The following is a 20,584-nucleotide window of genomic DNA, read 5'->3' on the forward strand; positions in this document are numbered from 1 at the left end:
TCATGGCGCTGGTCGGTATTAATAACGAAAACGAATTTTACTCTAACCATTATTTGGGTGAGGTTTTCACCAGTGATATCCGCGATGTGCTGGAACCCTGGATAGCCCAGGAAAATGCAGCGCGCGATGCGGAGCGTGCCGCTCGTGAACAGGGTAAAGACGTGGAGCCGGGATACCGCGCTCCGTGGAACCAGTTTAACAGTCTGGCGACTGAGTTTTTCCGCAAACTTGCCGAGCACGAAAAACAGCGTCAGATCCCGCAGCGTCTGGCCGATCAACGTAATCGCTGGCAGCCATTGTTAAAGGCGCTGGGCTACGAAATTACGCCGCAGATCCAAATGCTGGATGACGATACACCACTGCCGGTACTGGCGCGTTACAACAGCACTGACGGTAGCCCGTGGCTGTGGATTGTTGAAGCACACGATCAGGAAGAAGGAACGCTGGATCCGCTGGCGCTCTCTTTACTGACCGCGCAATTCCCGGAGGATACCGACAAACATAAGCGCGACAGCCTGCGCAAAAAAGCCAACGGTGAATATCGCAGCTGGCAGGATCTGCTCTCTACGGCGGTCTTCACCCAAAATGAACCGCCGCGTTTTGTGCTGCTGCTCGGTAACCGTCAGCTATTGTTGTTGGACCGTACTAAGTGGGCGCAAAACCGTCTGCTGCGTTTTGATTTTGAAGAGATTTTAAGTCGTCGTGAAACGGATACGCTGAAAGCGACGGCGGTGTTGCTACATAAAGATTCGCTGCTGCCGGGTAGCGGGGCACCTTATCTTGACTCGCTGGATGATAAGTCGCACAAACATGCGTTTGGTGTTTCGGAAGATCTGAAATATGCCCTGCGCGAAAGCATTGAGTTGCTGGGCAACGAAGCGATGCATTATCTGATCGACCGTGGCCTGGCAAACTATACCGGTAACCGTGCGGTGGACCCGGATGAACTGAGCCGCGAATGTCTGCGTTACATGTACCGCCTGCTGTTCCTGTTCTACATTGAAGCGCGCCCGGAGCTGGGTTATGCGCCAATGACTGCCAAAACCTATCTGCAAGGTTACAGCCTGGAAACGTTGCGCGATCTGGAGATGATCCCGCTGACCAGCGAAGAAGATCGCAACGGGCGCTACTTCCACGACAGCCTGAATATGCTGTTTAAACTGGTGCGCGAAGGCTACAACGGCGGCGTGAAAATGCAGAGTGACCTGGAGAGCGGCGACCGGATCACCATCCATAGTCATCAGTTCAGCGTCCCGCGTCTGGAAAGTCATCTGTTCGATGCCAACAACACCCGCATTCTTAACCGCGTGGTATTCCGTAACGAAACCCTGCAACAGATTATCCAGGCGATGTCGTTAAGCCGCCCGGGCAAAGGGCGCTTTAACCGCCGCGGACGTATTTCTTATCGCCAGTTGGGTATCAACCAGTTGGGTGCGGTGTATGAGGCGCTGCTCTCCTATCGCGGATTCTTCGCCAGCGAAGATCTCTACGAGGTGAAGAAAGCCGGGGAAGAGTTTAACGAGCTGGAGACGGGTTACTTCGTCAGTAAGGATGAGATTGGCAAATACCACGAAGACGAGAAGGTCTACGAGAAAGACGGCAGTCTGCGCATTCACCGCAAAGGCAGTTTTATCTACCGTATGGCCGGGCGCGACCGTGAGAAATCTGCCTCCTATTACACCCCGGAAGTGCTGACCCGCTCCTTGGTTAAATATGCCCTGAAAGAACTGTTTAAGGAGCAGATTGATCCCATTAGCGATCCGCACGCCAAAGCCGACGCCATCTTAAACCTCACCGTGTGCGAACCGGCGATGGGCAGCGCGGCGTTCCTTAACGAAGCCATCAACCAGCTGGCGGAAGCGTATCTGTTCCACAAGCAGCAGGCGGAAGGTCGCCGTATTCCGCAGGATCGTTACACCCAGGAGTTACAGCGGGTAAAAATGTACATTGCTGACAACAACGTTTTCGGCGTGGACTTAAACCCGGTGGCGGTGGAGCTGGCGGAAGTGTCGCTGTGGCTGAACGCCATCAGTGGCGATGCATTTGTACCGTGGTTTGGTTACCAGCTGCACTGCGGTAACTCGCTGGTGGGCGCGCGCCGTCAGGTGTTCAACAAGAGCGAACTGACCTACAAAAAAGCCAAAGATCCGAGCTGGCTTAACAGCGAGCCGGTCGAGCTGGCGATGAACACGCCGCGTGAAGAGACGCAGATTTTCCACTTCCTGCTGCCCGACGGCGGTATGGCTAACTACAGCGATAAAACTGTTAAGCAGCGTTATCCGGATGACTTCAAAGCGCTGGACAGCTGGCGCAAAGAGTTTATTAAAAGCTTTGCCGGGCATGAGATTGCTGATGTGCAGCGTATCAGCGAAAAGGTGGAAGCTCTGTGGAACACTTATCGCCAGCAACTTAAAGCAGAACGTCTGAAAACCGCCGACAGCTACCCGGTGTGGCCGGCAGAAAACAGCGAGCAGACACGTTCTTCGCTGAGCAGTAAAGATAAAACCTTTAGCGGTCGTCTTGAAGATAACAGCGCCTACCAGAAGCTGCGTTGGGTAATGGACTACTGGTGCGCGCTGTGGTTCTGGCCGATCGACAAAGCCGATGAGCTACCGGATCGAGGCACCTGGTTGTTTGAGATTGAAACCCTGCTCGACGGGATTGTAATCACGGAAAAAGTCACTGAAGTTGCGGAGCACACCACTGGCGATCTGTTTGCCGAAGAAGGCCTGCTGCGAGAAGAGTCTTCGCTGTTTTCCGTTGCAGGTCGTCTGAAAACTGAGGTGTTGTTCCGTCATTTGCCGCGTCTGGCGATTGTCGATGCCCTGAGAAAGCAGCACCGTTTCTTCCACTGGGATCTGGAGTTCTGCGACCTGTTTGCCGAGCGCGGCGGTTTTGACCTGATGCTCGGAAACCCACCGTGGCTGAAAGTGGAATGGCAGGAAGCGGGCGTGCTGGGTGATTACGAGCCAGAATTTGTGCTGCGTAAGCTGAGTGCATCGAAGCTGGCAACGTTGCGTATTGATACCTTCAACCAGATCCCAGCGCTGGAAGCGGCCTGGCGCAGCGAGTATGAAGGCTGTGAAGGGATGCAAAACTTCCTCAATGCGCAGCAGAACTATCCGGTACTGCGCGGGGTGCAGACCAACTTGTATAAATGCTTCCTGCCGCAGGCCTGGCGCTTAGGGGCGCAGAAAGGCGTGTCAGGTTTCCTGCACCCGGAAGGGATTTATGATGACCCGAAAGGCGGGCAATTACGTGCGGCGGTATATCCGAGGCTGAGGGCGCATTTTCAGTTTCAGAATGAAAGAGCACTGTTCCCGATCGGTAACCGTAACAAGTTTAGTATTAATCTGTATGCAACGACATCCGCGACGATAGGGTTTAGTAATATAGCGAACCTCTTTATGCCACAAACGATCGATGGCTGTTTTATGCCTTCAGATAAGATCGTAGGGGGTATTAAGAATGATCAGGATGAATGGAACCTGGAGGGGCATCCGGATCGGTTATTGCACATTGATGAACAATTATTAAAGCTTTTTTCGCAGCTTTATGATGAGGAAGGAACGCCAAGTCTCGAGGCCCGTCTACCTGCTATACATGCAAGACAACTGATCGCTGTTTTAGAGAAATTTGCGGCCCAACCTATACGCCTGGGGGATTTGCAAAAAGAGTATTTTTCTACCGTGATGTTCGATGAAACTTATGCGCAGCGTGATGGCACTATTGAACGTAATACGCAGTTTCCAAAAGATGCGTCACAATGGGTATTGTCTGGCCCGCATTTTTATGTTGGAAATCCTTTCTATAACACGCCGAAAGTGATTTGCGATACGCATAAAGCATACGATAACCTCGATCTGCTAACTCTGCCTGACGACTATCTGCCGCGCACTAACTACATTCCGGCATGTGATGCACAGGAATATGCAAAGCGTACCCCACGGGTTTCGTGGAAAGAACAGGATGAAGACGAGCCGAGGAAGGTGACGGATTATTATCGCCTATGTCTACGCAAGCGGCTGAGTCAGTCTGGGGAGCGTACTTTAATACCAGTTATTGTCCCCCCAATGGCTAGTAATATACTTACTGTGATTTCCACTGCTTTTAAAAAAATTGAGCTGCTTCTACGAGCATCCTTAATTACTACCTCCATTTGCTTTGATTATTATGTAAAATCTACTGGGCAAGCAGATTTTACTTCTGGAAGTATTAAACTTATTCCGGTTTTGCAGAATGAAAAGAATTTAATTGTCGGAATTTCTCGTTTGCTCGGATTAAATAGTTTAACAACTCCCTATCATGGTCTCTGGCAATCCTGCTATACCCCAGATTTCAACACCCAGCGTTGGAGCCGTGATCTCCCGCAGCTCCCCCAGGATTTCTTCGCCAATCTGACCCCAGAGTGGCAGCGTAACTGCGCCTTACGCTCCGACTACAGCCGCCGTCAGGCGCTGGTAGAAATCGACGTACTGGTGGCACAGGCGCTGGGGTTAACCCTCGAAGAACTGCTTACCATTTATCGCGTTCAGTTCCCGGTTATGCGCCAGTACGAAGCGGACACCTGGTACGATCAAAACGGTCGCATTATCTTTACCCCAAGCAAAGGGCTGGTGGGCGTTGGCTTGCCTCGTACCGCGCGTAAAGCTGACCTGAAAAACGGCTTTGTCTTTAACGTCGACAGCCCGGACTGGACCGGCGGTGACTGCACCGACCAAGCTATCGGCTGGGATGATGTCAAACATCTTAAAACAGGTACCGTCAGCGTCACCTTTGATGACTATACCCGCAGCGACGAAGGCGAGCGCCGTACCGTCACCTGGCAGGCTCCGTTTATCAAGCCAGATCGCGAAGATGACTACAAAGTGGCCTGGGCGTTCTTTGCACAAGATAAGGAGAGCGCCTGATGTTGCCGTCCGTTGTCAGTCGGCAGGTCGCCGACAGCGTTGCCGCCTTTTTACGGGCGGCGTTCCCGCTAAACAGCCCGCTGTTTAACGGTGAGAATAACGATAATGTCTCAATGCTGGAGCAATTTCTGGCCCAGCCCGAAACGCTGCTGAAAGGACCATACCTTTCCGCCCAGTTGCCGTTTCGTAAAAGTGACTTACCGCTGAATTTTTTCCCTAATCTGACGCTGCCGTTCCCACCGCACGCACATCAGGCCCGGGCATTTCAGCGTCTGGGAAGCGACGCGCCACAGCCGACGCTGGTCGCTACCGGTACCGGCTCCGGTAAAACAGAATGTTTTATGTTCCCGCTGCTCAACCACTGCGCGGGCGCGTCACAAGCCGGGGTTAAAGCGATTATCATCTACCCGATGAACGCCCTGGCAACCGATCAGGCCAGCCGTTTCGCCAAAACCATCGCCAGCGATCCACAACTGCATGGCAAGGTGACCGTCGGCCTGTTTGTCGGCGACAGCGAAATCGAACCCAGCAAAAAAATGTCGGCAGAAAAGGTCATTACCTGCAAGCACACGCTGCGAGAAAGCCCGCCGGACATCCTGTTGACCAACTACAAAATGCTCGACTACCTGCTGATGCGCCCTGGCGATCAGCCGCTCTGGCGTTACAACCAGCCCGGTTCATTGCGTTACCTGGTCGTGGATGAATTGCATACGTTTGATGGCGCGCAAGGGTCGGATCTGGCCTGTCTGGTGCGACGTCTGAAGCATCACATAGGTGTGGATAACCAACGATTCGCCTGCGTCGGGACATCAGCTACCGTCGGCGACGAACTGGGGCAACTGCTCGATTACGCAAAAACAATCTTTGACCAGCCGTTTACCGATGATGCCGTTATTCGCGAAGATCGCTACACGGCAGCGGAGTACTTGCAGGATTACGCCATTGCGTACAGTCAGTATCCGGGGCCGGAGGTCGCTTCGGCGCTGGACCCGCAGAGTTACGCTACCCCGGTAGCGTATCTTAACGGGCAAATCCCTTTGTGGTTCCCCGACAGCGACTTGCAACTCCCGGACGATCTGGAGAGCGACGACGGGCGTGAAAAGCGTATTGCGCTGGGGTCACTGTTACGCCACCACAGCGTGATGCATGTCTTACTCCATGATCTGCAAGGCGGGATCCTCTCTGAACGAGAGTGTCTGGAAAATCTCCAGGTCATGCTGGCAGAAAGCGCCGACCATGCCCGACGCGTGCTGCAAAGCATTCTGGCGCTGATCGCACAGGCACGTCTCGAAGTACCGGAAACGGAACACGATCGGCAAAAACGTCTCCAGGCGAAGAAAGCGCGTCCGGTGCTGCCGTTTGTGCAACTGCGCTCCCAGTTGTGGCTTCGTGAGATGCGTCGTCTGGTCGCCAGCGTGGCGAAAACGCCCCGACTGGTGTTTGCCGATGATGTGGCGGTGGAAGACCGCGAACACTATTTGCCGGTTATCCACTGCCGTGACTGCCACGCAACTGGCTGGGCCAGCCTGCGTCATGGGCAAAGCGTTCAGCTGGAAACAGACCTCGACGGCATTTATCGCCAGTTCTTTGAAAAAGGACGCTCCATCGTCCTTGCTTTCCCGGATAACAACGAAAAAGCGGTCAGTGGCGCACACCAGAAACTGTGCCCTACCTGCCTGAAACTGAACCGACAGTCCAGCGTCCAGTGTGGACATTGCGGTCATACGGAACTGTTGCAGGTACTGATCCCGGATATGCTCAAAGAGCGTAAGGACGAGCTGGAGTTTGCTAATGAATGCCCGTACTGCAACAGCAAACAGGGGATTTCGATCCTGGGGTCACGGGCTGCTAGTTTGTCGGCGGTGATGATTCACCAGCTTTATGGCAGCCAGTTCAACGAACATAAAAAGCTGATTACGTTTTCTGACTCGGTACAAGACGCCGCGCATCGTGCCAGCTTCTTTACTGCCCGCACATGGCCGCTGATGATTCGTGGGCAAATCGCCAGTGTTCTTGGCGAAAAAGAGACATTACCGCTGGATGCGTTCGCGGCGCGTGTTTGCCAACAAACGCGTGAACGTTCACCGGACGATGCTCATTTTGCAGCGAACTTTATCGCGCCAAATATGCAGTGGCTGAATGATTATCAGACGCTGAAAAATGAAGGCAAACTGGCGGAGAACTCCGATCTGCCGGAGCTGGTTTCCCTGCGCCTCGACTGGGAGGTGTACAGCGAATTCACCCTGCGCGCGCGTATCGGACGTACGCTGGAAGCCACCGGTTATGCCGTTGCCGGAGTGGATAAAGATCGCTTCAATCCGGCAATTACCGCCCTGCATCAACAGCTTTGTGAAGAGCTGGGGGATGAGATGTCCGGTGTGAGCGTCGAGCAGGTAGCGCACCTGGCGCTGGGGGTTATTTGGTATCAACGCCAGGCTGGGGCCGTTATGCATCCGGCGTTCGAAAGTTATCGCCGTGATGGCACGACCTTTATGATGACGCAAAAAGAGCGTACCTCGCGCTATATGCCTTCTATCGGTCCGAAAACACGTAAACCGGCTTATGCGTCGTTTGAAAAAATTAATGGTTTCCATCGCCTGATTGGCGCGAAGTCTAACCCCAGTTGGTATCAGCATTGGATCAATCGCACGCTGAGTAACGGCAATAATCTGTTTATCAGTAGCGTAGCGGAAACAGTGTTACGACGCCTGTTTACGGCGTTGAAAATAGCCGGAGTAGTAAAAGATTTTGATACCAAAGGGCGTGAAGCCTGGGGACTGGTGCCTTCGGCGCTGGTGGTGAGCCGTGACGTCGTTCAGCTTAATTGTTCATGTTGCCGTGAGGTTGTCCGGGCTCCGGCCGATCAAGGCTGGCAGTGGCGTAATGCGCCTTGTCTCTCTTTACGTTGTGAAGGTCGTTACCAGGAAGTGGACAATACGGCGACCTGGCGTTGGGAGAACATGGACATCGCGCGCGTGCAGGGCGCAGAACACACGGGGCTGCTTAGCCGTGAAGATCGCGAAGCCACCGAAAAATCGTTCTACCGGGGCAACCAACCGTGGAATATCAACCTGTTGTCGGCAACACCGACGCTGGAGATGGGTATTGACGTTGGGGATCTTTCCACCGTTTTACTCTGTTCTGTCCCTCCTGCTCAGGCCAACTACTTGCAGCGTATTGGTCGCGCCGGTCGTAAAGATGGTAACGCGTTAAACATTACCGTGGCAGAAGGGAACCCGCACGATCAGTTTTTCTTTGAAGAACCACTGGAGATGATGCAGGGCCAGGTGCAGGCTCCTGGCGTCTTCCTCAATGCAACGGCTATTCTCGAACGCCAGCTGGCGGCTTTTTGTATGGATAACTGGGTGAAAACCGGTGTACCAGAATCCGCTATCTGTAAAAACGTCAAACAGATGCTGGATGAGCTGGAGTTCGGGCGTAAATCGGGTTTTCCGTATAACTTACTGCGATATATCGAACAGCATCATGCGGAGATTGCTGCACAATTTACGTCGATCTTCCCCGATCTTGCCGCAGAAACTCGCCAACAGCTGTTGTCTTATCTTCAGGGCGCGCCAGGACAACGCTCTCTGGTGCAGCGTATCGAAGAGGCGTTAAAACTGCTGGTGGAAGATCGCAAATCTCTGCGTTCACGCATCGATAAACTCAAGCGCAGTATCGATAAGCTGGAGAACGCGCCGCGCGATCAAAACTTTGACAGCGATATGCGCGAGTTAACTTCAGAACGGCAGGCGCTGATGGCGCTGGTCAATCAAATCAACAATAAGCAGACGCTGAATTTCCTCACGGATGAAGGTCTGCTGCCTAACTACGCCTTCCCGGAAGCCGGTATTACGTTACGTTCTGTGCTCTGGCGGCGTAAAGAAGGCGGGGAAGCGCGTGAATATCAAAACACCACTTTCGAATATGAACGCCCGGCATCAACGGCGCTGGCTGAGCTGGCTCCTCTGAATAATTTCTATGCCGGTGGGCATAAAGTTGAAATTGAGCAGATAGACCTGAAGGTCTCTGAGCCGGAGAACTGGCGTATCTGTAGCCACTGTAACTACAGCGAAAATATCGACCAGACGGGCGACCAGCATAAATATTGCCCGAAATGTGGCACACCGGGATGGGCCGACGCCGGACAAAAAACCACGCTGCTGAAACTTCGCCAGGTTTATGCCCGCGCCAGCGCACGTGATAGCCAGATCAGCGACGAGAGCGACAGCCGTGAACCTGCTTTCTTCCAGCGTCAGCTATTGGTTAGTTTCGAAAAAGAAGATGTATCGGCGGCATACGCGATTGAGGAAGGCGAAGTTCCGTTTGGTTTTGAATTTTTAAGCAAAGTCACCCTGCGGGATATCAACTTCGGCAAAATGGCGGATGATGCCAATGAGTTGATGATTGCCGGAGAAGCGAAGAAGCGAACCGGGTTTAAAGTTTGCCTCGGGTGCGGCATGGTGCAGCGTCCTCGCGATCATGAACCACGTCATGATTTGAGCTGCAAATATCGCACGGAACCGGAAAAGGCGAAGTTCGAAGATTATCTCTATCTCTATCGCCAGCTGGAGTCAGAAGCGTTGCGTATTCTGCTCCCGGTAAGCAGTTACAGTAATGACCGTGTCGTGGAGGCTTCTCTTGGGGCGGCGATCCAGCTCGGCCTTAAACATTACTTCAAGGGGAATGTCGATCACCTGAAAGGCGTTGTGTACCGCGAGCCGGAAAATGAAGGCGAATCCTGGCGGCAGTATCTGGTGATTTACGATACCGTCCCGGGGGGGACTGGTTCTCTTAAAGAGCTGATGCGCACTCCCGACAATTTGCTGAAATTACTTGAACTGGCCTATCAGGCGATAGTGGAATGCAGTTGCAACCATGATACGCATAAAGATGGTTGTTATCGTTGCGTTTACGCTTACCGTGACCGTGGGCGCATGAAGTATGTCTCCCGCGATCAGGCGCGTCTCTTGCTGGCGAAAATTTTGCAGGCAAGAGATTCGATACGGGTAATTGATTCCATCAAAAACATTTCCCTCGAAGCCATGATGGGCAGTGAGCTGGAAAAACGGTTTATTAGCTGCCTGCAAGAAAATAAAAACCTGATTGTCAGTCGCAGTTACGCGCATCAGGGCGCTGGGTGGATTATTAACACCCGCAGCGAACCGATGATGAGCTGGCATCTTAAAGCTCAGGTGGATTTAGGCGCTAAAGAGGCGGTGGGGATCCCTTGTCGCCCGGATTACGTGCTATCTCCGCTTATGCAGTCTGATGCCATTAAACCGGTGGCTATTTTCCTTGATGGCTTTGCGTTCCACAAAAATAGCGTCGCAGAGGATGTGCAAAAACGCCAGGCGATTCGGGATAGCGGTAATTTCTGGGTGTGGACAGTCACGTGGGCCGATCTCAAAGAGCCTGGGCTTAAACATGTTCAGGATGTCCTGGGGCTTGGGCATAACCCGGATATGAAACAGCCTAAGTTTTATAACCTGTTTCACGATACCAACTTTGCGGCCCTTGAAGCGTCGTTCCGGGAACGCAACAGTTTTGCACTGCTGCTGGATTATCTCGCCGATCCGGGCGGAAGAACGCAGTTATGGCAGAGAATGGCTGCTGCACATGCCTGGGTGTGGTTGGATGTGAAGAAGTCACAGGACGCGGGAACGAAACAAAAGTATGCCTATGAAATGCAGGAAAACGCGCCAGCCTGGCGGCTAGCAGAGCTTTTGCCAGACGAACCGTTTGTCTTTGGTGGTTTACTCGATAGCTGTAACTCATCGCAGCAATTTATTGAGCTGGCTTCGGTGTTACCACAACAAGCCATTAAACCGACGACCAGCGTCGCACAAATGCGCAGCTGGCTGCGTTTGCATATCTGTTTTGACGATCGCTATACGCAGGATGACGGTTATGAAGCGGGACTCAATGGCTTCTGGCGACTGGTAAACCTGTTACAGTTCCTGCCGGATATGACCTTTACCAGCCGTAAAGCCGTGCATTTACCGCAGGAAAGCGTTGACCCTAAAGTTACGGCAACGCCAGAGGCAGTACCAGAGACGGATGAAAGTTGGGCTGAGATTATTGAGTTTGGCTTATTAAGCGCTGAAGAGATCGCGTTGCTTCAGTCTCATTCTCTCTCTGCGCCGACTCTCGGCTACGAATTGCAAAATGATGAGGGTGAAATTATTGCGGAAGCCGATCTCGCCTGGCCATCACAAAAATGGGCATTGATTATTGATAATCAAGAATTTATTCCATTATTCACAACCAGGGGTTGGCACGTTGCATTCGGGCCAATTGACGAAAATACATTGCAACATCTGTCCGGAGGTGACAAATGACGGTGCAAACGCCCAAGGTGGCACTTTCTGATGGTTTTCTGGGCGCATTCGCGCGGATCCCAAAAGCACAGCAAAAAAAGGTGCAGGAATTCATCTCCAAATTCCGTCAGGACCCGACCAGTAATGGACTTAACTATGAAAAGATCCACGATGCGCGCAGTAAAAATGTCCATTCGGTGCGAATCGATCAAACTTATCGCGGCATTGTTCTGAAACCTGAACAGGGTGCCCTGTATATGCTGATGTGGGTGGATAAACACGACGAAGCATACGACTGGGCGCGGCGGCATGATTGTTCAATTCACCCGGTTACCGGCGCGATTCAGGTCATTGATATTAGCTATATCAAACCGGCAGCGGAAACGGTGGTTGATAAACCGAAACTCTTCGCAGCTTACAGCGCGGAACAGATTCTGGCCCTGGGTGTGCCGCCTGTCTTTATTGATCAGGTGATGGCGCTTACCGATGAAGCCGGGCTTAATCAACTTGAAAGCATAATGCCAGCAGAAGCCTGGGAACCTCTGCACTGGCTGGCAGAAGGGCTGGATTACCAGGAAGTGCTGGAAGAGTTTAACGATCATCGTGATGAGCCTGTTGATACCAACGACTTTATGGAGGCGATTGAACGAAGTAAACGTCGCTTCCATGTCGTTGAAAATGAACAGGAACTATTGCAGATGCTTAATGCGCCTTTAGAAAAATGGCGTGTATTTCTGCACCCGAGCCAGCGAAAACTGGTGGAGTCGCCCGCTAATGGTCCGGTACGAGTACTGGGCGGTGCAGGTACAGGGAAAACGGTTGTTGCGATGCACCGTGCGCGGTGGTTATCTCAGCGTCTGGCAGATAAACCCGGTAAGAAGGTACTTTTCACGACCTTTACGCGTAACCTGGCGGCAGATATTCGCGCTAATCTCCAGCGGTTGTGTACGCGAGAAGAGATGGCGCGTATTGACGTCGTTAACATTGATGCCTGGATGAGCGACCAACTAAAACGCCACGGTTATGATTTCCGCGTGGTATACGACAGCGATGAAGGGCGACGCAAATGCTGGAACTATGCCTTGCAGCAGGCACCTGCCGAACTGGGGCTACCTGACAATTTCTATGCTGAAGAGTGGCAACGCGTTGTCCAGCCAAATGCGGTTTACACCCGGGAGGAATACCTCAAAGTCAGCCGGGTTGGACGTGGTACAGCGTTATCCCGTATTCAACGGGCGAAAATCTGGCCAGTCTTTGAAGAATTCAGAGCACAAATGGCGCGTGCCAAACTGCGCGAAATGGGCGATGCCATGCATGAGGCTATTGTTCTGTTTAAAGAAAAACAGGTTCAACTACCTTATAGCAGTATTGTGGTCGATGAAGCTCAAGATATCGGTGCCCCGGCATTTACTCTTATTCGCAGCCTGGTTCCCGAGTCGCCCAACGATCTGTTTATTGTCGGGGATGGGCATCAGCGTATTTATCGCAATAAGGTCGTTCTTGGTCAGTGTGGTATTAACGTCCGTGGTCGTCGCAGTAAAAAATTGAAGATTAACTATCGGACCACAGAAGAGACGCGTCAATTTGCTGTTGGGCTGTTAACTGGTGTCAAGGTTGATAACCTCGATGGCGAAGCGGATACCAGTAATGATTATTTGTCATTACTGCACGGGGAAAAGCCCATGATTACGCATGCGGCAGATTTCAAAGAAGAGGCTGCAACGCTCGTCAAGCAAATTCAGGCATTGCTGGCGAATCAGGTTCGTTCTCAGGATATCTGCATTACTGCGCGTACTAAACATGCTTGTGACCGCTACGCATCAGCACTGAATGACGCCGGAATTGAGACATTTAATTTAGGCAATGATAGCGGTGACAGCGATGCACGCCCTGGCGTGCGGGTTGCAACGATGCACCGTATTAAAGGGCTTGAGTTCCAGTATGTGTTCCTGGTGGGGATTAACGAAGGCGTTGTGCCGGAAATAAAAGCATTAGCATCCGATGATCCCGTTGAACAGCGTGATGCATTATTTAATGAGCGCGCGTTACTGCATGTGGCTGCAACCCGTGCCGTAAAAGGGCTGTTTGTTTCATCATCTGGTGTCCCTAGTCCGCTATTAGTGGCTGATTGATAACATGTCTGAAACAGACCAGGAGCCGAAACGCTCCTGGTCTATATAACCGTTCTGGCAACTGGTGATATTTATATTGTTTAGCTCCCAACAGCCAGACAATATCAGCTTAGAAATTATATCCGCTTATGCGGTTTGCATATTGAACAGTACAACCTGTTTTCTCTATATCTAACGTAACATCAGGATGTGGATGATTTTTGGATGGGGTGACACACTGGACAAATATTGCTGGCACAAAAAGGCTGGCATTTCCTACTGACCAATAGTCTCTGGAACCATGATGAGGAACTTGTACGACGCTTATTGATTTCTTGCGTCTGGTGCCAAAATGGCCAAGCATATCGCAAGCGACATCCTTGGTCAGGTTAATATCACCGGTAAGAAGAGTAGCGTGTTGAGCCATCAAATCAATGATAGAGTTAATACTTCGTCCAACATACATACATAACGAAATATTATTTTTTGCTTTAGCTGTGTGACCAAAATGTTTTTGATAACAGGCTTTGAGTTTTTTTCTCCAATCAGGTGGAAGAGAACTAATGTCATTTGTAAGCCCTAAGGAATCAATAAGAAGCTCTATCTCCGCTTTTACATCTTTTAACGGGACTCCTGATTTTACTGCGAAAATTTCACCTGATTGAACACGGACCAGCCCTAATCCTTTAAAAGGTTTCACAACGTTATAGAACATAAATTCGTAAACGCTGTCTGTACTGTATAATGGAACTGCGTGGTCTATTGTTCTGATAACCGGACCCGTTTGATTTCCTGAACTTTTAAATTTAAAAAAAGCCCCTTCCTCCCCAAAGAGATCAACCTGCTGTATTACCTCTCTTTCATTATTTTGCAAGTTAAGATTGTTAAAGTCTGCATTGGGTGGATAACGCGGAGGGCTGTTTGGCTCCTCATGATTATCATCTGGAGGGTAATTTCCCTGCACCAGAGTTAATTGCTCCACACTGCCATTTAGATTATTCATCTGTAGCCACCTGAGTGGGTTCAACTGAAAAAGTGCAACACTGGGAGAGACGCCTTTTTTTCCTAATACTGCGATTTCACGTACACTTTGTGTCCATTCTGTATAAGGGAGAACGAGTTTTTTAACCCGATAAAGCCTTAAAAGCTCTTCTAACCCATTTACGTGGTCATCATCAAAATGAGAAATGACTAACATATCAATCACCCTTGAGCCGGGAGTATTTTTAAACCATTTGGGTAAGCTATGGATCTTATTTATGATTGTCGTTCTGCTGGTGGAACCACAATCATACACTATATTGAATGTGCTGTTACCAGACATGTTTTTTATCTGTCCGGTATAAAGAGTACCTTTACCTACTGCATGGAAACATTGCTTTATACTGTGTGCCATTGGAGTTAATCCCTTTGAAATAACATATCTGATATGACGTCTACACGTTGAATATTAATCGACGAATCTGCAATATTCTTTATGATAAAATAAATGTCTGGCAAGTTAAACATGTAATGATTGAATCTCGTCAGACATTTTATCTGTAGTAAATTGCCATTAATTATTCAGTTCCATTCACAAGCCATATTATTAGAGTAGTCACCGTTGTTATGGTAATAAATCACATTTCTTTTTCGTAATTGTTCAACATTTATTTTTAAATAGGCGATCAGAGGATAGTCTCTGCAGGGGGATTGTGTTTTGGGCAGCTTCAGGACGCTGGTCAGGTAGACGCCGTGGTGGAGTAGGGCTTCACCACTACTTGCGTATAACCCCGCCGGGCGGCTGTCGTTAAATAATCAGACACTGGTGTGTAAAAATCTTCTTGCGGTGTTTCGGTCACGAGCTAACCAATCGAGACCGCGCGGTGCAGAACAGCACGAGCGCAATCACCACTACAATTGCCGAGAAACCAATAACGTTTTACCTCTCCAGGTTAATCCATTGTTATGTTGGACGACACGTTATGTAAATTGGTCAACCATTATTGCGATGAATGTCACATCCCCCGATCACTAACCGCTGATCCCCCTGTGTTGTCATTTGCAGTAACCGGCAGGAGAGTAGATTTCTTGTGATGTGGTTAACCAATTTTAGATTTCAGGTTGACATGTATTACCAAAAGGTAGAACTTATACGCCATCTCATCCGATGCAACGCCACGGCTGCGGTCTGGTCGTTCTTTCGGATACCTAAACAACTCCGGGGTTCCGCGTCTCTTCGCTGTTGAACCCACTACGTGAAAGAGGAATAAACATGGAACAGACCTGGCGCTGGTACGGCCCTAACGATTCGGTTTCTTTAGCTGATGTCCGTCAGGCGGGCGCAACTGGCGTGGTTACCGCGCTGCACCATATCCCGAACGGCGAAGTATGGTCCGTTGAAGAGATCCTCAAACGCAAGGCTATCATTGAAGACGCAGGTCTGGTGTGGTCTGTCGTGGAAAGCGTGCCAATTCACGAAGATATCAAAACCCACACTGGCAACTACGAGCAGTGGATCGCTAACTATCAGCAGACTCTGCGCAACCTGGCGCAGTGCGGTATCCGCACCGTGTGCTATAACTTCATGCCGGTGCTCGACTGGACCCGTACCGATCTCGAATACGTGCTGCCAGACGGCTCCAAAGCTCTGCGCTTCGACCAGATCGAATTCGCTGCATTCGAAATGCATATCCTGAAACGTCCAGGCGCGGAAGCGGATTACACCGAAGAAGAAATTGCTCAGGCAGCTGAACGCTTCGCCACTATGAGCGACGAAGACAAAGCGCGTCTTACCCGTAACATCATTGCTGGTCTGCCGGGCGCGGAAGAAGGGTATACCCTCGACCAGTTCCGTAAGCACCTGGAGCTGTACAAAGATATCGACAAAGCGAAGCTGCGCGAAAACTTTGCCGTCTTCCTGAAAGCGATCATTCCAGTTGCCGAAGAAGTTGGCGTGCGTATGGCTGTTCACCCGGACGATCCGCCGCGCCCGATCCTCGGCCTGCCGCGTATCGTTTCCACCATTGAAGATATGCAGTGGATGGTTGATACCGTAAACAGCATGGCGAACGGTTTCACCATGTGCACCGGTTCCTACGGCGTGCGTGCTGACAACGATCTGGTTGATATGATCAAGCAGTTCGGTCCGCGTATTTACTTCACCCATCTGCGCTCCACCATGCGTGAAGATAACCCGAAAACCTTCCACGAAGCGGCGCACCTGCACGGCGACGTTGATATGTACGAAGTGGTGAAAGCGATTGTTGAAGAAGAGCACCGTCGTAAAGCGGAAGGCAAAGAAGACCTGATCCCGATGCGTCCGGACCACGGTCATCAGATGCTGGACGACCTGAAGAAGAAAACCAACCCAGGTTACTCCGCAATTGGTCGTCTGAAAGGCCTGGCCGAAGTTCGCGGTGTCGAACTGGCGATCCAGCGCGCTTTCTTTAGCCGTTAATATCCACCGGCATGGCTGCGCGCCGTGCCGGTTCCTTCTTCCTTGCCGTCACTCTCTGAAGACGGATTCTGGAGTTTACGATGACTACTATTGTTGACAGCAATCTGCCGGTTGCCCGCCCGTCATGGGATCATTCTCGTCTGGAATCACGCATTGTGCATCTCGGTTGCGGGGCGTTTCACCGCGCGCACCAGGCGCTGTATACCCATCACCTGCTGGAAAGCACCGACAGCGACTGGGGTATCTGCGAAGTTAACCTGATGCCAGGTAACGACCGTGTGCTGATCGAAAACCTGAAAAAACAGCAACTGCTGTACACCGTGGCGGAAAAAGGCGCGGAAAGCACCGAACTGAAAATTATTGGTTCGATGAAAGAAGCCCTGCATCCGGAAATCGACGGTTGCGAAGGTATTCTCAACGCGATGGCGCGTCCGCAGACGGCGATTGTCTCCCTGACGGTCACGGAAAAAGGCTACTGTGCCGATGCGGCAAGCGGTCAGCTGGATCTCAATAACCCGCTGATCAAGCACGATCTGGAAAACCCGACTGCGCCGAAGTCCGCAATTGGTTACATCGTAGAAGCCCTGCGTCTGCGTCGTGAAAAAGGGCTGAAAGCGTTTACGGTGATGTCCTGTGATAACGTGCGTGAAAATGGTCATGTGGCGAAAGTTGCCGTTCTGGGGCTGGCTCAGGCGCGTGACCCGCAACTGGCGGAATGGATTGAAGAGAACGTCACCTTCCCGTGCACCATGGTTGACCGTATCGTTCCGGCGGCGACGCCTGAAACGTTGCAGGAAATTGCTGACCAGCTGGGCGTTTATGACCCGTGCGCCATTGCCTGCGAACCATTCCGTCAGTGGGTAATTGAAGATAACTTCGTTAATGGTCGTCCGGACTGGGATAAAGTCGGCGCGCAGTTTGTTGCGGATGTTGTACCGTTCGAAATGATGAAGCTGCGTATGCTGAACGGCAGCCACTCTTTCCTGGCATACCTCGGTTACCTCGGCGGCTATGAAACCATTGCCGACACCATGACTAACCCGGATTATCGCAAAGCGGCCTTTGCCCTGATGATGCAGGAACAAGCACCAACGCTGTCGATGCCGGAAGGGACTGATCTGAACGCCTATGCGACGCTGCTGATCGAGCGTTTCAGCAACCCGTCTCTGCGTCACCGTACCTGGCAGATTGCGATGGACGGCAGCCAGAAGTTACCGCAGCGTTTGCTGGACCCGGTGCGTTTGCACCTGCAAAACGGCGGTAGCTGGCGTCACCTGGCGCTTGGCGTAGCGGGCTGGATGCGTTACACCCAGGGCGTGGATGAGCAAGGCAATGCTATCGACGTGGTAGATCCGATGCTGGCCGAGTTCCAGAAGATCAATGCGCAGTATCAGGGCGCAGACCGCGTGAAAGCGTTGCTGGGCCTGAGCGGTATCTTTGCCGATGATCTGCCGCAAAATGCAGACTTTGTTGGCGCGGTGACTGCGGCATATCAGCAGCTGTGCGAGCGCGGCGCGCGTGAGTGTGTGGCTGCACTGTAACTGACTGATTACCCTACAGACTTACTGGTCAATCAAAATCATATTTGGTTGACCAGTTTTCGTTTTTTGCCCACCTGTACGTGCCAACTTCCAGTGCTAATGGTATAGTTTGAAATTAACGGTCAACGTAAAATTGCCCGGTAAGCAAGCCTGTCGGGCCTACGGATCAATCGCAATTTATTGAATACGCACTCTTTGTAGGCCGAATAAGGCGTTCACGCCGCATCCGGCAATAATTTGATTAATCGCATCTAACGGACACAACATCATGAAATCTGCCACCTCTGCGCAAAGACCTTACCAGGAAGTTGGGGCGATGATCCGCGATCTGATCCTTAAGACGCCGTATAATCCTGGCGAACGGCTACCGCCGGAGCGTGAAATCGCAGAAATGCTGGATGTCACCCGCACGGTGGTGCGTGAGGCGCTGATCATGCTGGAGATCAAAGGGCTGGTAGAAGTACGACGTGGTGCCGGTATTTATGTGCTCGACAGTTTACCCAGCCATAATGCAGAGAGCGCAGAGGCCAACGTCTGCAATGACGCCGGTCCTTTTGAGCTGTTACAGGCGCGCCAGTTGCTGGAAAGTAACATTGCCGAGTTTGCCGCTTTGCAGGCTACCCGCGAAGACATCGTTAAAATGCGTCAGGCATTGCAGCTGGAAGAGCGTGAACTGGCCTCCAGTGCGCCGGGCAGTAGCGAAAGCGGCGACATGCAGTTCCATCTCGCCATTGCTGAAGCGACGCATAACAGCATGCTGGTGGAACTGTTCCGTCAGTCCTGGGAGTGGCGGGAAAATAATCCAATGTGGATCCAGTTACATAGCCATCTCGATGACAGCTTATACCGCAAAGAGTGGTTGGACGATCACAAACAAATCCTGGCTGCGTTAATCAAGAAAGATGCCCGCGCGGCAAAACTGGCGATGTGGCAGCATCTGGAGAATGTGAAGCAGCGCTTGCTGGAGTTCTCTAACGTCGATGACATCTATTTCGATGGTTATCTGTTTGATTCGTGGCCGTTGGATAAAGTGGACGCCTGATCCCTCATTTCTGGTGCAAAGTTGAACCGCTTTGCACTATGTATGTTCCCTGAATAATTAATTATATTCTGCAGAATATATTATGCGTAATTTAATCATTACGTACGATATATTGTTTTGGAATAATTATATATCAGTTTAACGCTGAGAAATTATTCGGAATAATCAGAATATGTTAACGTATTTCCGTTATGTTTAATGACTTTTGTCAAATGATTCCTTTTTAAATAAAAAGTCAGTGGATATTCTTTTCTGTACAGTGTTTTATCTTTGGCGGATCTTATAAATCCCTTATGAAAGTGCCAGGGACGCAATGAACATAAAGGAATGATTATGGAATATGAGCATCAACCCAGTGGTGTCCAGCAGCCAGGGCAGGATACAGATGCCACTAAACGTCAGGAGTGCGCAAAATGATGCGCCAATCAGTTCAGACGGTATTACCTGAAAGTACAGGGAACAATACGTTATCGCTGCGTGATTCCGTATGTCGGGATCTCTTTCAACTTTTTAGTTCTCCCCATTCACCGCTACCAATATTACTTGTTTCAGGCATGCCTGAGTGGCAAGGGCATAATCAGAGCGACAAGCTTCTCCAGAGTTGGTATTGCCGCCAGTTACGTTCCGCGCTTTTATTTCATGAGCCACGTATTGCGGCATTGCAGGTCAATCTGAAAGCAGTCTATTGCCACGAGTTGGTCATTAGTCTGGAGATGATGCTGTACCACGATGATGAGCCGCTAACGTTTGACCTGGTCTGGCAGAAGGGGAGCTGGCATCGCACGATGCCGCAGTAAATGATGGAAAACGCGATACGCGCAAGACGTATCGCGTTAGGTCACAATTAGTGGGCGGTTCTGATTGCTGCTTTCAAGGCCGGAAGCCGGGATGGACTGGCACTGAGCTTATCAATCCCCATGGTGAGCAGTCGTGCTGTTTGCTGGGTATCTCCAGCCATTTCGCCGCACATACTGACCGGAATTTCATTATTACGTCCGGCCTGACACACCATAGCAATAGCGTTAATCACCGCGTCATTACGATAATCGACCAGTTCCGCGACGGTACTATTTCCTCTGTCTGCCGCCATAATATATTGCGTCAGATCGTTGGTGCCGATGGAAAAGAAATCGACTTCACTGGCTAATTTGTCTGCAATCATGACTGCGGCAGGAACCTCAATCATAATTCCCAGCGCTGGAAGATTTTCTACAGAAAACT

8 protein-coding genes and 1 pseudogene are annotated in these 20,584 nt (G+C 51.0%); 7 read left to right on the forward strand and 2 right to left on the reverse strand.

The genetic code is table 11. The annotated features are described in order from the left end of the window. The first annotated feature begins 2 nt into the window (after positions 1-2). The 3 genes from D9741_RS08460 to D9741_RS08470 are packed head-to-tail and all read left to right on the forward strand — an operon-like array spanning position 3 to position 13,362. On the forward strand, positions 3-4,910 hold the full coding sequence (locus D9741_RS08460; protein WP_130216621.1) for a class I SAM-dependent DNA methyltransferase: 4,908 nt from the start codon (positions 3-5) through the stop codon (positions 4,908-4,910). Continuing rightward, entirely contained in the window at positions 4,910-11,251 is a 6,342-nt protein-coding gene (locus D9741_RS08465; protein ID WP_130216619.1) for a DEAD/DEAH box helicase, read from the forward strand. The genes D9741_RS08460 and D9741_RS08465 overlap by 1 nt, the downstream gene beginning before the upstream one ends. Continuing rightward, the gene (locus D9741_RS08470) at positions 11,248-13,362 is read left to right on the forward strand and encodes an ATP-dependent helicase (RefSeq protein ID WP_000218177.1); all 2,115 of its coding nucleotides are present in this window, start codon (positions 11,248-11,250) and stop codon (positions 13,360-13,362) included. Before D9741_RS08465 ends, D9741_RS08470 begins: the two co-directional genes overlap by 4 nt. A gap of 109 nt (positions 13,363-13,471) precedes the next feature. On the opposite strand, the gene D9741_RS08475 is transcribed toward D9741_RS08470, so the two are convergent. Continuing rightward, complete coding sequence (locus D9741_RS08475) at positions 13,472-14,737, reverse strand: hypothetical protein (RefSeq protein WP_130216617.1); 1,266 nt, start codon at positions 14,735-14,737, stop codon at positions 13,472-13,474. Positions 14,738-15,595: 858 nt separating this feature from the next. Between D9741_RS08475 and uxuA the strand changes: the two genes are divergently transcribed. From uxuA to iraD, 4 genes are all read left to right on the forward strand, one after another. Next, a complete protein-coding gene (gene uxuA, locus D9741_RS08480; RefSeq protein ID WP_130216615.1) occupies positions 15,596-16,780 on the forward strand; it encodes a mannonate dehydratase in 1,185 nt (394 codons plus the stop codon). A gap of 80 nt (positions 16,781-16,860) precedes the next feature. Continuing rightward, on the forward strand, positions 16,861-18,321 hold the full coding sequence (locus D9741_RS08485) for a fructuronate reductase (RefSeq protein WP_130204660.1): 1,461 nt from the start codon (positions 16,861-16,863) through the stop codon (positions 18,319-18,321). A gap of 268 nt (positions 18,322-18,589) precedes the next feature. Next, entirely contained in the window at positions 18,590-19,363 is a 774-nt protein-coding gene (gene uxuR, locus D9741_RS08490) for a Uxu operon transcriptional regulator (RefSeq protein ID WP_130216613.1), read from the forward strand. 413 nt (positions 19,364-19,776) lie between these two features. After that, positions 19,777-20,160, forward strand: a complete 384-nt coding sequence (iraD, locus tag D9741_RS08495; protein WP_033555723.1) for an anti-adapter protein IraD — start codon at positions 19,777-19,779, stop codon at positions 20,158-20,160. A 47-nt stretch (positions 20,161-20,207) separates the two neighbouring features. Here the strand turns inward: iraD and D9741_RS08500 are convergent. Continuing rightward, a pseudogene (locus tag D9741_RS08500) lies at positions 20,208-20,573 on the reverse strand (putative PEP-binding protein); the annotation flags it as partial. Positions 20,574-20,584: the final 11 nt, after the last annotated feature.

This window comes from Escherichia sp. E14V7 (genome assembly GCF_004212225.1).
GTDB lineage: Bacteria > Pseudomonadota > Gammaproteobacteria > Enterobacterales > Enterobacteriaceae > Escherichia.

Excerpts from the sequence above, each read along its gene's own strand:
- D9741_RS08485 (WP_130204660.1), top strand. The coding sequence starts at position 16,861 with ATGACTACTATTGTTGACAGCAATCTGCCGGTTGCCCGCCCGTCATGG.
- iraD (WP_033555723.1), top strand. The coding sequence starts at position 19,777 with ATGATGCGCCAATCAGTTCAGACGGTATTACCTGAAAGTACAGGGAAC.
- D9741_RS08475 (WP_130216617.1), bottom strand. The coding sequence starts at position 14,737 with ATGGCACACAGTATAAAGCAATGTTTCCATGCAGTAGGTAAAGGTACT.
- D9741_RS08465 (WP_130216619.1), top strand. The coding sequence starts at position 4,910 with ATGTTGCCGTCCGTTGTCAGTCGGCAGGTCGCCGACAGCGTTGCCGCC.
- D9741_RS08460 (WP_130216621.1), top strand. The coding sequence starts at position 3 with ATGGCGCTGGTCGGTATTAATAACGAAAACGAATTTTACTCTAACCAT.
- uxuA (WP_130216615.1), top strand. The coding sequence starts at position 15,596 with ATGGAACAGACCTGGCGCTGGTACGGCCCTAACGATTCGGTTTCTTTA.
- uxuR (WP_130216613.1), top strand. The coding sequence starts at position 18,590 with ATGAAATCTGCCACCTCTGCGCAAAGACCTTACCAGGAAGTTGGGGCG.
- D9741_RS08470 (WP_000218177.1), top strand. The coding sequence starts at position 11,248 with ATGACGGTGCAAACGCCCAAGGTGGCACTTTCTGATGGTTTTCTGGGC.